Consider the following 13,379-nt stretch of genomic DNA (forward strand, 5'->3'; position numbering starts at 1 on the left):
CCAGAATAGCGCCGATCCTGACTTTCTGGCCTTTTCGATGTCGACCTCCTGCCTTCCCGCCACGCCCTCGCCCACCCTCCCCCACACCGATTCGCCGCGCCTGGGCAATCTTGGCCTGGCCGTGCTGCTCTCCGGCGGATTCATCACAATCTTCGACCTCTTCGTCGTGAACGTGGCCATTCCCAGCATGCAAGCCACGCTGTCGGCCAGCTTCGCGCAGATCAACTTCATCATCGCCGCCTACGAACTGGCGTACGGGGTGCTGCTGATCGCGGGCAGCCGGCTGGGCGACCGGCACGGCAGGCGGCGCCTGTTCACGCTGGGCATGGCGGGTTTCGCGTTGGCATCCGCCTTGTGCGGCCTGGCGCCCACGCCGGACACGCTGATCGCCGCGCGCATCGTGCAAGGCGCCGCGGCGGCCCTGCTGTTTCCGCAGGTGTATGCGCTGATTCGCGTCAGCTTCGAGGGCCACGCGCGGCGGCGGGCGTTTGCGTGGCTTGGCATGACGCTGGGCCTTGCGGCCATCGCCGGGCAGGTGCTGGGCGGATGGATCGTCCATGCGGATCTGTTCGGCCTGGCTTGGCGCACCATCTTCCTCGTCAACCTGCCGCTGGGTCTGTTGGCTTGCTGGTTGGCGCGTCACATCCCTGAATCCGCCGAACCTGTCGGCGCGGCCATGGACTGGCCCGGGGCCGCGCTCGTGGGGCTGGGGCTGGCGTTGCTGCTGCTTGCGCTGATCGAAGGTCCGGCACGTCAATGGCCCGCCTGGACGCTCGCCTGCGGCGCGGCATCGGTGGCCGCATTGACAGCATTCGTGCGGTTGCAGCGCCGGATCGCCGCGCGCGGCGGCGCGCCGCTGGTGGACATGGCCTTGCTGACGCAGCCGCGCTTTGCGGCCGGGTGCCTTGTCGTGATGCTGGTGTTCTCCACCGCCAGCGCCATGTTTCTTTGCTATGCGCTGCTGGTGCAGACTGGCTTTGGACGCGATGCGCTGACGGCCGGCCTGATCTTCGCGCCGGCCAGCGTCGGGTTCGTCGCCGGCTCGATGGCCGCGCCACGGCTGGTTGCCCGGTATGGGACGCGGGCGATCGCGCTGGCCGCGCTGCTGTATGGCGGCGCGACGGCTGCCCTGATGCTGCACACGGAATTTGCGGGCGCCGATCTGGACCCTTGGACGCTTTTGCCCGCGCTGGTGTGGCTGGGCGCGGCCCAAGGCGCGGTCAACACGCCGTTGGTGAACCTGGCGATGGGACTGGTTCAGGACCGCCAGGCCGGCATGGCCGCCGGCGTGGTCTCGACCCTGCAGCAGGTGGGCGCGGCGCTTGGCGTATCGGCCGCGGGCATGCTGTATGGCGGTGCGCTGCAAGCCCATGCGGATGCGGGCGTGGCCGAACGCCATGCGCAGGCATTCGCGTCAGCCATGCAGTTCAACGTCGCGGCCATTCTTCTGGCGGCCGCGCTGTTGTGGCGGCTGGGCCGTCAGCGCTGACCGCGTTCGGACTTGCGGCGCGGCCGTGCCGGCGCGCTTACCCCGCGGACAATTCGCGGGCGCGCTGCTGCGCCTTGTGCACCGCCTGCGTGATGGCCTCGGCCACGCCGGCCTGCTGCATGTGCGACAGCGCGGCGTAGGTGGTGCCGCCCTTGGAAGTGACGCGCTCCTGCAATTCGGTGAGCGGCACGTCTTCGCTAGCGGCAAGCTCTGCCGCGCCGCGGAAGGCGGCGACCGCCAGCCGGCGGGCGTCGGCAGGCGTGAAGCCCAGCTCGACAGCGCCCTTCTCCAGCGCCGCCATGAAGTGAAACACGTAGCCGGGACCGCTGCCGGTCACCGCGGTGACGGCGTCGATCATGGCTTCGCTGTCGGTCCAGATGCGCTCACCGACGGCGGCGAAAAGCGCGTCGACCTGATCGCGCTCGGCCTGCCCGCAGGCCGGGGTGGCGTACAGGCCGGTCATGCCCAGCCCCACCTTCGCGGGCGTATTGGGCATGGCGCGCACGATGCGCGCGTGGCCGCCCAGCCAGTCCGACAGCGCGGCCAGTTCCACGCCCGCCGCAATGCTGACCACCGTGGCGTCGGCCGGCAGATGCTGACGGACCTGGCCGCACGCCTCGCGCAGCACCTGCGGCTTGGTGGCCAGCACGCACAGGCCCGCGTCGCCGATGTCGCTGCTGACCTGCTCCAGGCACGGCAAACCGCGCGCCACCAGCGCCTCGCGCGTGGGCGCGTAGGGCTCGATGACCAGAAAATCGGTCAGCGCCCGGCCCTGGCCGAGCAGCCCGTCGATGATGGCGGAGGCCATATTGCCACCGCCGATGAAGACGATCTTTTCACGCATGTTGCTTCAGTTCCAAAGAGGGATTGCGGACCGGGCCGGCGTGGCTGCAATGCCGGCGCGCGGGATGGGGATTCGACAGTCTACGGGCATCGCGAGGCATCACGCCTTCGTCAGCGCCACGCCTGCCTGCGACGACGAACGCGTGCCCGGCACCGGATGGCAGGACTCGGGGTGATAGGTGTGGACCACCGACAACTTCACGCGGTCGCTGCTGTTGCCCTGCGCGGCGTGCAAGGTGCGGCAGTGAAAGAACACGACGTCGCCCGCCTGCAGTTCCGGGCAGACGGCGCGCGCAATCCAATCGGCGTTCTGCGGCACGTCCTCGCGGAAGAACTTCTTTTCGTCGAATTGTTCCGGCGTATAGGCCGCCGTGTGCGAACCGGGAATGAACGACAGGCCGCCATTGGCGCGCGTCTCTGGCCCCAGCGCCAGCCAGCAGGACACCAGATCCGTGTCCGAGAACGACCAGTAGCGGATGTCCTGGTGCCAGCCGGTCAGGCTGCCATACGCGGGGTGCTTGGTCATCACGCAGTTGTGGTGCACCGTGGACAGCACGGGCGTCTCGTTGAAGTAGCGCTGCAGCCACTGCCCGATGCGCGGATTGGTCGCCCATTGCGCGAACAACGGGTCGCGCGCGTAGGCGTTGAGCAACCGGCGCACCGTCAGGCCGCCTTCGGCGGTGCGGGATACCGGCGCGCCGGGGTAGCGCAGGTCGGCTTCGTATTCGATGGGTGCGACGTGATCGCGCAAATGGCGTTCGGCCAGCGCGCGCAGCGCGGCGACCTCTTCCGGGCTGGCGAACTGTCGCGCCACCACGAAGCCCTGCTCACGCAGCACGGCTATCTGATCATCAGGCAATAACCCGGACATCTCGATCCTCACAGCCCGCGTCGGAAAGCGGCGCGTCTGCGGGCGGGCAGGCGCGCACCGGCAAGGCGCCGGTCACGCGGGATGGCTAGATTACCAAAACGGCCTCAGCCCGCGGGGGTCTTCTCGGGGTGGACGGCAGGCGCGCCCAGCCGGGCGGCGTCGCGCTCCTGGACTTCGTGGTGGACCCATTCACGCCAGACGGCCACCAGCAGCGCCATCAGCACCGGGCCCACGAACAATCCCACGATGCCCATGGTCTTCACGCCGCCCACCAGGCCGAAGAAGGTCGGCAGGAACGGCAGCTTGACCGGGCCGCCCACCAGACGCGGGCGCAGCGTCTTGTCGACGATGAACAATTCCACACTGCCCCAGACCATCAGCGCGATGCCCGCGACCACATGGCCCGAACCCACGAGATACAGGGACACCAGCGTGAATGACAGGGGCGCGCCCCCGGGAATCAGGGCCATGAAACCGGTGACCACACCCAGCAATACGGGCGACGGCACGCCCGCGACCCAATAGGCGATGCCCAGCACGACGCCTTCGCCCAGCGCGATCAGGCCCATGCCGGTGACGGTGGAATTGATGGTGGCCGGCACCACGCGCGAAAAGCGCTGCCAGCGCGCCGGCAGGATGCGTTCGCCCAGCACATCCAGCTGCGCGACCATGCGGATGCCGTCCTTGTAGACGAAGAACAGCGTGATCAGCATGAAAAGGACTGTCAGCAGCAACTGGAAGACGTTGCCCGTGGCGGCCAGCGCCATGCGGTAGATGTTGCCCAGATGCTCGCCGCTGACCGCTTCGACCAGCGCGCCCAGCGCGTGGGGCTGGCCAATATAGGATTCCCAATATTGCGCCAGGCGGTCGCCCACGACCGGCATCGAGGAAATCCACGCGGGCACGTCCACGCCATGCCGGTTGGCGGCGATGGCCCAGGCGACGAACGCGCTGGCTTCCTTGATGGCATAGGACAAGGCCAGCGACAACGGCACGATCAGCACCACGACGACGACCAGCAGCGCCAGCGACGCGGCCACTGTTGTACGGCCGCCGCACCGGACGACGAGGCGTTGATACAAGGGCCAACTGGCCAGGCCGATGATCAGCGCCGCCAGGGCCGGGACCAGGAATCCGCTAAGAAAGTAAACCCCCGCCAACAGCACAAGCAGCAACAGCCATCGGGCAATGAGGTAAGCGGGTAGAACAGGCTGCATAGCGCGAATCGACTGTAAGGGCGTTGTAGGCTTTGACTGTCGGACTATACAGACGTTTCATGCGATTCGAGGGACGTAAGGGCTGTATTTACTACGGGGTTTCCCGCGCTTAACGCACATGGCGGACCCGAGGGTCCGCCATGTCGTTGCGCAGGATGCGATGGCTTACAGCAGGTATTCGGCCGCTTCTTCGCGCGCGGTGCGGCGGCGCGGGGCCATGTCGGCCAGCGCCGGGATGGCCGGCACGGGGGGTTGCGCCGGCGCGGTCTGGCCCTGGTTGCGCTGGTACACGGCGCAAGAAGCGGCGGCCGGATCGGTCTCGTCGCGGCCGCTGAGCAGCGGACAGCCGGCGAACAGGTCGGCAACCCAATCGGTAAAGGCCCGCACCTTGGGCGACAACTGCCGGCTCTGCGGATACAGCACCGAAATGGCCGTGGAACTGGGCTTCCACTGCGGCAGGATCTCGATCAGCTCGCCCGATTGCAGGTACGGCAGCGCCATGTAACGCGCGGTCTGGATCAGGCCGAAGCCTTTCAGGCCGCAATCCAGGTAGGCGCCGGCTTCGTTCACGGCCACCGTGCCCTTCATGTCCACTTCCTGATGCTTGCCGTCCACCTTGAAGTCCCAGGCGCAATTGCGGCCGGTGCGGCTGGAAAAATAATGCACCGCATGGTGATCGCGCAGCGATTCGATGGTTTGCGGCATGCCGTGGCGCGCCACGTACGTGGGGGACGCGCAGGTAACGGTCTGCAAGGTGCCGATGCGGCGGGCGACCAGGCTGGAGTCTTCGAGGTCGCCGGCGCGGATCACGCAGTCCACGGCTTCCTGGACCATGTCGACCGGACGGTCGCCCAGGCCCAGCACCAGCTCGACGTCGGGGTATTTGTCGTGGAAATCACACAATGAGGGGATCAGGATCAGCCGGCCGATGCAGGTGGGCACGTCGATGCGCAGGCGGCCCTTCAGACGCAGCGCGGCTTCCTGGAAGCACGCCTCGGTTTCTTCGACGTCGGCCAGAATGCGCACGCAATGCTGGTAATAGCCCGCGCCGTCGGGCGTCAGGCCAATGCGGCGGGTGGTGCGGTTCAGCAGGCGCACGCCCAGGAGGCGTTCCAGATTCTGAATGATGGTGGTGACGGTGGTGCGCGGAAGCGATAGGCTGTCGGCCGCCCGGGTGAAGCTATTGGCGTCCACGACGCGCACAAACACCTGCATAGCCTGAAAGCGGTCCATGGCAAGGGTGTCCTTAGGCAAATAAGTCGGGGAGAACGGAGCATAACCCGATTTCGCTGCCGATTAGTCATTCTCCACGAACAGTGTTGCCGGGAAAGACAGGTTTATCCGCCCAGACAAAACACTCAGAATGCAAACCATCTTGAAGTGCCCTTGCCGCCCGGCGCAAGAAAAGGGCATGTCAATCCTCAGATTCCGCACCGCAGCGGCCCGCCCTTACCCGGCGGCCACCGCCTCCAGATCAGCGACCCCGGTTGATGCTGCATTGCAGCATATCCATATGACCCTGGATTCTTAGGACTGGCATCCCCGCACCGCCGCCTTCTGTTTTCCCGCATTCCGGGCAAGCGCGCTTCCGCCTCTAAAGAACCACTCAAGGAAACACCATGGTTTCGCGTAAACGTATTGCTGTGCTCGTCGTATTTGCAGCCGTGCTGGCGGCCGGTGGCGGCTACGCCCTCACCCGCGGTCCCGCGGGCGGCAATGTCGCCATGGCGCAGGGCGCCCCCGCCGCGCCCCCGGTCGAGGTGGCCGAGGTGGTCAACAAGACCATCGTCGACTGGCAGCGCTATTCCGGCCGCCTGGAGGCCATCGACCGCGTGGACATCCGGCCGCTCGTGTCCGGCACGCTGACCGCCGTCCACTTCAAGGACGGCAGCATCGTCAAGAAGGGCGACGTGCTCTTCACCATCGACCCGCGCCCCTACGCGGCCGAGGTGGACCGCGCCGCCGCCGCGCTGACGGCCGCCAAGGCCCGGGCCGCCTACACGGCGTCCGAACTGGCCCGCGGCCAGCGCCTCTTGGCCGACAACGCCATCGCCCGCCGCGACTTCGAGGAAAAGCAGAACGCCGCGCGCGAAGCCGCCGCCAACCTGCAAGGCGCGCAGGCCGCGCTGGACTACGCCAAGCTGAACCTGGGCTACACCCGCATCGAGGCGCCCGTGGACGGCCGCGTGTCGCGCGCCGAGGTCACGGTGGGCAACGTGGTGGCCGCCGGCGCCGCGTCGGTGCCGCTGACCACGCTGGTGTCGGTGTCCAAGATGTATGCATCGTTTGACGTGGACGAACAAACGTTCCTGCGTTACGTGAACCCGGTGCGCAACGGCCGCGCCGGCGCGGTGCCGGTCGAACTGGGCCTGGCCAACGAAGACGGCTACTCGCGCACGGGCGCTGTGCAATCGGTGGACAACCGCCTGGATGCCACCTCCGGCACCATTCGCGTGCGCGCCGAATTCGACAACGCCGACGGCACGCTGCTGCCGGGTCTGTACGCCCGCATCCGCCTGGGCGGCAGCGAGCCGCGCGCGGCCGTGCTGATCGACGAACGCGCCATCGGCACCGACCAGGACAAGCGCTTTGTGCTCGTGCTGGACGACAAGAACCACGCCGTGTACCGCCAGGTGAAGCTGGGCGCCAACCAGGAAGGCCTGCGCGTGGTGGATTCGGGCCTTGCCGCCGGCGAGCGCATCGTCGTCAACGGCCTGCAGCGCATCCGCCCCGGCGATGCCGTGACCCCCACTGTCGTCCCCATGGTTGCGGCCAAGCGTAGCCCCGGCAACCCGGTCAAGACCGCCTCGGCACAGAACTAAGCCGACGCGTCGAACGAGAACGTTTATGAATATCTCGAAATTCTTCATCGACCGGCCGATCTTCGCCGGCGTCCTATCTATCCTGGTGCTGCTGGCGGGCCTGTTGGCCATGTTCCAGCTGCCCATCTCCGAATACCCGGAAGTCGTGCCCCCGTCGGTGGTGGTGCGCGCGCAGTACCCGGGCGCCAACCCCAAGGTCATCGCCGAAACCGTCGCCTCGCCGCTGGAAGAATCCATCAACGGCGTGGAGAACATGCTGTACATGCAGTCGCAGGCCAACAGCGACGGCAACCTGACGCTGACGGTGAACTTCAAGCTGGGCGTGGACCCGGACAAGGCACAGCAGCTGGTGCAGAACCGCGTGTCGCAGGCGTTGCCACGCCTGCCGCCGGACGTGCAGCGCCTGGGCGTGACCACGGCCAAGAGCTCGCCCACGCTGACGCTGGTGGTCCACCTGATCTCGCCCAACGACCGCTACGACATCACGTACCTGCGCAACTACGCGATCCTGAACGTGAAGGACCGCCTGTCGCGAATCACGGGCGTGGGCGAAGTCACGGTGTGGGGCTCGGGCAACTACTCCATGCGCGTGTGGCTCGATCCGCAGAAGGTCGCCCAGCGCGGCATGACCGCGTCCGAAGTCGTCAACGCGATCCGCGAGCAGAACGTGCAGGTCGCGGCCGGCGTGATCGGCGCCTCGCCCACGCAGGGCGACGTGCCGCTGCAGCTGAACGTGAACGCGCGCGGCCGCCTGCAGACCGAAGAGGAATTCCGCGACATCATCCTGAAGACTTCGCCGGACGGCGCGGTCACGCACCTGTCCGACGTGGCGCGTGTTGAGCTGGACGCACAGGAATACGGCCTGCGTTCGCTCTTGAACAACAAGCAGGCGGTGGGCATGGGCATCATGCAGTCGCCGGGCGCCAACGCGCTGGACGTGTCCAGCCAGGTGCGCGCGGCGATGGCCGAGCTGGCCCAGGATTTCCCGCCGGGCGTGGAATACCGCATCGAATACGACCCCACGCAGTTCGTGCGTTCCAGTATCGAAGCCGTCGTGCACACGCTGCTCGAAGCCATCGCGCTGGTCGTGCTGGTGGTTATCCTGTTCCTGCAGACCTGGCGCGCGTCCATCATTCCGCTGCTGGCGGTGCCCGTGTCCATCGTCGGCACGTTCGCGCTCTTGCTGATGTTCGGCTACTCCATCAACGCGCTGTCGCTGTTCGGCATGGTGCTGGCCATCGGGATCGTGGTGGACGATGCCATCGTGGTGGTCGAAAACGTCGAGCGCAACATCGCGGCGGGCTTGAGTCCGCGCGATGCGACCTATCGCGCCATGCGCGAAGTCAGCGGTCCCATCATCGCCATCGCGCTGACGCTGTGCGCCGTGTTCGTGCCCCTGGCCTTCATGACGGGCCTGACCGGCCAGTTCTACAAGCAGTTCGCCATGACCATCGCCATCTCGACGGTGATCTCGGCCTTCAACTCGCTGACCCTGTCGCCCGCCCTGTCGGCCCTGCTGCTCAAGAGCCACCACGACAAGCCCGACTGGCTGACCCGCGGCATGAATCGCGTCTTCGGCCGCTTCTTCAACTGGTTCAACAACATGTTCGGCCGCGCGTCCGAGTCGTACGGCACGGGCGTGGCCAGCGTCATCCGCCGCAAGGCGGGCGCAATGGGCGTCTATGCCGTGCTGGTCGCCGCGACCCTCGGCGTGTCGTACCTGGTGCCCGGCGGCTTCGTGCCCGCGCAGGACAAGCAGTACCTGATCGGCTTCACGCAGTTGCCCAACGGCGCCTCGCTGGATCGCACCGAAGACGTGATCCGCCGCATGAGCGACATCGCCTTGAAGGAACCCGGCGTGCAGTCGGCCATTGCCTTCCCGGGCCTGTCGATCAACGGCTTCACCAACAGTTCCAGCGCGGGCATCGTGTTCGTGACGCTCAAGCCGTTCGGCGAACGCCGGGGCGCCGAACTGTCCGGCAACGCCATCGCGGCCTCGCTGAACCAGAAGTTCGCAGCCATCCAGGATTCATTCATCGCCGTGTTCCCGCCACCGCCCGTCATGGGCTTGGGCACGCTGGGCGGCTTCAAGCTCCAGCTGGAAGACCGCGCGGCGCTGGGCTACGCCGAACTGGACAAGGCCAAGCAGGCCTTCCTGGAAAAGGCGCGTCAGACGCCCGAACTGGGCCCCACGTTCTCCAGCTACGAGATCAACGTCCCGCAGCTTGACGTGGACCTGGACCGCGTCAAGGCCAAGCAGCTGGGCGTGCCGGTGACCGAAGTCTTCGACACCATGCAGATCTACCTGGGCTCCATGTACGTCAACGACTTCAACCGCTTTGGCCGCGTGTTCCAGGTGCGTGCGCAGGCCGACGCGCCGTTCCGCGCGCACGCCGACGACATCCTGCAACTGAAGACCCGCAACGCCGCCGGCGACATGGTGCCGCTGTCCTCGCTGGTCACGGTCAAGCAGACCTTCGGCCCGGAAATGGTCGTGCGCTACAACGGCTACACCGCCGCCGACATCAACGGCGGGCCGGCCCCCGGCTTCTCGTCCGACCAGGCGCAGGCCGCGGCCGAACGCGTCGCCGCCGAAACCCTGCCGCGTGGCGTCAAGTTCGAATGGACCGACCTCACGTACCAGCAGATCCTGGCGGGCAATGCCGGCCTCTGGGTGTTCCCGATCAGCGTGCTGCTCGTGTTCCTGGTGCTGGCCGCGCTGTATGAAAGCCTGACCCTGCCGCTGGCCGTGATCCTGATTGTGCCGATGAGCATCCTGGCGGCGCTGACCGGCGTCTACCTGACCGGCAACGACAACAACATCTTCACGCAGATCGGCCTGATGGTGCTGGTGGGGCTGTCGGCAAAGAACGCGATCCTGATCGTTGAGTTCGCCCGAGAGCTCGAGATGAACGGCCGCACGCCGCTCGAAGCCGCCATCGAGGCCAGCCGCCTGCGTCTTCGCCCCATCCTGATGACGTCCATCGCGTTCATCATGGGCGTGGTGCCGCTGGTGCTGTCGTCGGGCGCCGGCTCCGAAATGCGCCACGCCATGGGTGTCGCCGTGTTCTTCGGCATGCTGGGCGTGACCCTGTTCGGCCTGTTCCTCACGCCGGTGTTCTATGTCCTGCTGCGTTCGCTCGGCGGCAAGAAGCTGCACTCGGCCGCGCCGCACGAAGCGCCCGTCTGCGTGCCGCACATCGACCCGAACGCGCCGCCCGCCCCGCAACACCACGCGTAGGCCGGCAAACCAGAGTAGCCAGCGCGTCCTGTCCAGTGGGATGGGACGCGCGCCAAAGAGAAACGTCATGATGATGAAAAGACTGACCCGAGGATCCGCCCTGCTCGCCCTGCTGCTGGTGCTGGCCGGCTGCGCGGTGGGTCCCACCTACGAGCGGCCCTCGGCCGACACGCCGGCGGCCTTCAAGGAAGCCGCCCTGCCCGCGTCCGAAGCCGGCACGTGGAAGCCCGCCGAGCCGTCCGAAGACGCGCTGCGCGGCGCCTGGTGGAAAGTGTTCGGCGACGAAGGCCTGAACCAGCTCGAAGAGGAAGCCCAGCGCGCCAACCAGGACCTGCAGGCCGCCGCGGCGCGGCTGACGCAAGCGCGCGCCCTGCAGCGCGAAGCGCGTTCCGGCTTCTTCCCCAGCCTGGACGCCGGCTTCGGCCCCAACCGCCAACGTCCGTCGGCCGTGTCGCAGGGCCTGCCCGACGGCACGTCCACGTCGCCCGTCACCACGTGGCGCGCCCAAGGCACCGTGTCCTACGAGGCCGACCTCTTCGGCCGCGTCGCATCGACCGTGGACGCCGCCACCGCCGACGCGCAGCAAAGCGAAGCGCTGTACCGCTCGGTGCTGCTGGCCCTGCAGGCCGACGTCGCCACCACCTACTTCCTGGTGCGCGAACAGGACGCCGAATCGCGTCTTTACCACCAGACCGTCAAGCTGCGCACGGACACGCTGCAACTCATCCAGCGCCGGTATGACGCCGGCGACATCAGTGAACTGGACCTCGCGCGCGCTAAGGCTGAACTCGCGTCGGCGCAATCCGAGGCCCTGGGCATCGACCGCCGCCGCGCCACCGCCGAACACGCGCTGGCCGTGCTGCTGGGCCGCGCCCCGTCGGAATTCACGATGCCGCCGCAGCCCATCGAACAGATCGCGCTGACCATCCCCGCCGGCCTGCCGTCCACCCTGCTCGAACGCCGCCCCGACATCGCCGCCGCCGAACGCGCCATGGCCGCCGCCAACGCCCGCGTCGGCGCCGCCAAGTCCGCGTTCTTCCCGCGCCTGGACATCACCGGCGCCTTCGGCTACGAGTCCTCGGAACTGGGCAACCTCTTCCAATGGTCCAGCCGCACGTTCCTGCTGGGCCCCCTGGTCGGCGCCGCCCTGTCCATGCCCATCTTCGACGGCGGCCGCCGCCAGGCCGGCCTGGACCGCGCCCGCGCCGTCTACGAGGAAGACGTCGCCGTCTACCGCCAGACCGTCCTGAACGCGTTCCGCGAGGTCGAAGACAACCTGGCCAACCTGCGCATCCTCGCTGACCAGACCAAGGCCCAGAACGCAGCCGTCGAAGCCGCCGCCCGCGCCGCAAAGCTCTCGCATACGCAGTACCGCGAAGGTTCCATCAGCTACCTCGACGTGATCGAAGCCGACCGCAGCGTCCTCCTGCAACAGCGCGTCGCGGTCCAGTTGACCGGCGAACAGGCCCGCTCGACTGTGGGACTGATCCGCGCCATCGGCGGCGGCTGGGAGAATCCGGTGCCACCGGAGAAGGTGGCGGCGAAGTAAGCGTGGCGCGGCAGCAGCACGTGCTCGCGTCAGGTGTCCGGCGCCCGCATGGCAAACCCGTTAACTGCGACGGGGGCTCCTGCGGTGTCGGACACCTGACCGGCTACGTCGCGCCATGAGATGACCGAGCCAGATTTGGCCCGCCCAGGCCAAATCTGGCCTGAATTTCTTTTTTTGTTTTCAACGACTTAATAAAACCGAGCCACACATGGCTCGACATTGCGGGCGAGAAAAACACTTTCCGTTATTTTTGGCAATCCAAGACGAAGCGGCGACGCACGCAAATGCAGATAAGCAATTGAAAACAAAGCATAAACATGCGTGGAAGCCCAAACTGGCACGGACTTTGCATTGAAGGTTGAGCCATCGCCGATGGCACAAGGGCCGATCAGGCCCTTTCGCAACCTTTACAGGAATCCAGCAAATGCCGACTCCCGCCTATATCAGCATCCAGGGCAAGACGCAGGGCAACATCACCCAAGGCGCGTTCACTGCCGACTCCGTGGGCAACGTGTACCAGGAAGGTCATGAAGATCAGATCCTGGTTCAGGAAATCGAACACCTGATCGCCACGCCGACCGACCCGCAAAGCGGCCAGCCGTCGGGTCAGCGCGTCCACAAGCCCTTCGTGTTCACGGCGCCCCTGAACAAGGCCACCCCGTTGATGTATCAGGCCCTGGCCTCAGGCGAAATGCTGCCGGAAGTCGAGGTGAAGTGGTATCGCACCTCGACCGAAGGCAAGCAGGAGCACTTCTTCACCACCAAGCTCGAAGACGCCACCATCGTCAACATCAACACGGCGCTACCGCACGCGCAAGACCCGAGCAAGGCCGAGTACACCCAGCTGGTCAAGGTCGCCATGGCCTATCGCAAGATCACCTGGACCCACGCCATCGCCGGCACTGAGGCCTCGGACGACTGGCGCAAGCCGCAAGAAGCCTGATCCCGGGCTTCTGAGCATGGCCGGCGCATCGCGCGCCGGTCGTGCGGTAAGCCCCGGGATGCCGCGTCCCTCTCCCGCACCTCAAGCCATCTCATTTCAGGAATCCCAGCGTGAGACCCATTGTTCTTGTTGGACACCGGCACAGCTGCCCGCTCCATGGCAACGGCACGGTCGTCACCGGCGCAAGCGAAGCCATGGTCGATGGACGCGCCGTGGCGCGCATCGGCGACCGCATCAGTTGCGGCGCCATCATTCAAACGGGCTCGCCCGGCACGATCATCGAAGGACAACCAGCAGCACGCCAAGGCGACCGAACCAGCCATGGCGGCACACTCGTAGAGGGCGAAGCCGGCTGGCTGGTGGAGTAACCCACATCCTTTCGGATGGCAGGAGCGCTCTATCAG

The 13,379-nt window shown here is 66.8% G+C and carries 10 protein-coding genes; 6 read left to right on the plus strand and 4 right to left on the minus strand.

All coding sequences use genetic code 11. From position 1 onward, the window contains the following. Nucleotides 1–37 precede the first annotated feature (37 nt). Nucleotides 38–1,489, plus strand: a complete 1,452-nt coding sequence (locus tag LN047_RS25880) for an MFS transporter (RefSeq protein WP_373980618.1) — start codon at nucleotides 38–40, stop codon at nucleotides 1,487–1,489. 37 nt (nucleotides 1,490–1,526) lie between these two features. On the opposite strand, the gene proC is transcribed toward LN047_RS25880, so the two are convergent. The 4 genes from proC to LN047_RS25900 all read right to left on the minus strand — a co-directional run bounded on the left by proC (nucleotide 1,527) and on the right by LN047_RS25900 (nucleotide 5,653). Next, on the minus strand, nucleotides 1,527–2,333 hold the full coding sequence (gene proC / locus LN047_RS25885) for a pyrroline-5-carboxylate reductase (RefSeq protein ID WP_056324707.1): 807 nt from the start codon (nucleotides 2,331–2,333) through the stop codon (nucleotides 1,527–1,529). Between the two features lie 99 nt (nucleotides 2,334–2,432). Beyond that, on the minus strand, nucleotides 2,433–3,203 hold the full coding sequence (locus tag LN047_RS25890; protein ID WP_373980619.1) for a phytanoyl-CoA dioxygenase family protein: 771 nt from the start codon (nucleotides 3,201–3,203) through the stop codon (nucleotides 2,433–2,435). A gap of 104 nt (nucleotides 3,204–3,307) precedes the next feature. Next, the gene (locus tag LN047_RS25895; RefSeq protein WP_056324702.1) at nucleotides 3,308–4,420 is read right to left on the minus strand and encodes an AI-2E family transporter; all 1,113 of its coding nucleotides are present in this window, start codon (nucleotides 4,418–4,420) and stop codon (nucleotides 3,308–3,310) included. A gap of 165 nt (nucleotides 4,421–4,585) precedes the next feature. Continuing rightward, nucleotides 4,586–5,653, minus strand: a complete 1,068-nt coding sequence (locus LN047_RS25900) for a LysR family transcriptional regulator (RefSeq protein WP_056324699.1) — start codon at nucleotides 5,651–5,653, stop codon at nucleotides 4,586–4,588. Nucleotides 5,654–6,039: 386 nt separating this feature from the next. Here LN047_RS25900 and LN047_RS25905 point away from each other — a divergent pair, with 386 nt between their 5' ends. From LN047_RS25905 to LN047_RS25925, 5 genes are all read left to right on the plus strand, one after another. Then, nucleotides 6,040–7,242, plus strand: coding sequence for an efflux RND transporter periplasmic adaptor subunit (locus tag LN047_RS25905; protein WP_271263682.1), 1,203 nt, complete (start codon nucleotides 6,040–6,042; stop codon nucleotides 7,240–7,242). 25 nt (nucleotides 7,243–7,267) lie between these two features. Next, on the plus strand, nucleotides 7,268–10,483 hold the full coding sequence (locus LN047_RS25910; protein WP_175234821.1) for an efflux RND transporter permease subunit: 3,216 nt from the start codon (nucleotides 7,268–7,270) through the stop codon (nucleotides 10,481–10,483). 67 nt (nucleotides 10,484–10,550) lie between these two features. Then, entirely contained in the window at nucleotides 10,551–12,032 is a 1,482-nt protein-coding gene (locus tag LN047_RS25915) for an efflux transporter outer membrane subunit (RefSeq protein WP_081101061.1), read from the plus strand. A gap of 424 nt (nucleotides 12,033–12,456) precedes the next feature. Next, a complete protein-coding gene (locus tag LN047_RS25920; RefSeq protein WP_063954754.1) occupies nucleotides 12,457–12,975 on the plus strand; it encodes an Hcp family type VI secretion system effector in 519 nt (172 codons plus the stop codon). A gap of 110 nt (nucleotides 12,976–13,085) precedes the next feature. Further along, nucleotides 13,086–13,343 carry a PAAR domain-containing protein gene (locus tag LN047_RS25925; protein WP_280148164.1) on the plus strand — a complete coding sequence of 86 codons (258 nt, stop codon included), beginning with the start codon at nucleotides 13,086–13,088 and terminating at the stop codon, nucleotides 13,341–13,343. Nucleotides 13,344–13,379: the final 36 nt, after the last annotated feature.

The sequence above is a fragment of the Achromobacter sp. JD417 genome (assembly GCF_041879325.1).
Lineage (GTDB): Bacteria > Pseudomonadota > Gammaproteobacteria > Burkholderiales > Burkholderiaceae_B > Achromobacter > Achromobacter mucicolens.

Excerpts from the sequence above, each read along its gene's own strand:
- LN047_RS25880 (WP_373980618.1), top strand. The coding sequence starts at position 38 with ATGTCGACCTCCTGCCTTCCCGCCACGCCCTCGCCCACCCTCCCCCAC.
- proC (WP_056324707.1), bottom strand. The coding sequence starts at position 2,333 with ATGCGTGAAAAGATCGTCTTCATCGGCGGTGGCAATATGGCCTCCGCC.
- LN047_RS25890 (WP_373980619.1), bottom strand. The coding sequence starts at position 3,203 with ATGTCCGGGTTATTGCCTGATGATCAGATAGCCGTGCTGCGTGAGCAG.
- LN047_RS25895 (WP_056324702.1), bottom strand. The coding sequence starts at position 4,420 with ATGCAGCCTGTTCTACCCGCTTACCTCATTGCCCGATGGCTGTTGCTG.
- LN047_RS25900 (WP_056324699.1), bottom strand. The coding sequence starts at position 5,653 with ATGGACCGCTTTCAGGCTATGCAGGTGTTTGTGCGCGTCGTGGACGCC.
- LN047_RS25905 (WP_271263682.1), top strand. The coding sequence starts at position 6,040 with ATGGTTTCGCGTAAACGTATTGCTGTGCTCGTCGTATTTGCAGCCGTG.
- LN047_RS25910 (WP_175234821.1), top strand. The coding sequence starts at position 7,268 with ATGAATATCTCGAAATTCTTCATCGACCGGCCGATCTTCGCCGGCGTC.
- LN047_RS25915 (WP_081101061.1), top strand. The coding sequence starts at position 10,551 with ATGATGATGAAAAGACTGACCCGAGGATCCGCCCTGCTCGCCCTGCTG.
- LN047_RS25920 (WP_063954754.1), top strand. The coding sequence starts at position 12,457 with ATGCCGACTCCCGCCTATATCAGCATCCAGGGCAAGACGCAGGGCAAC.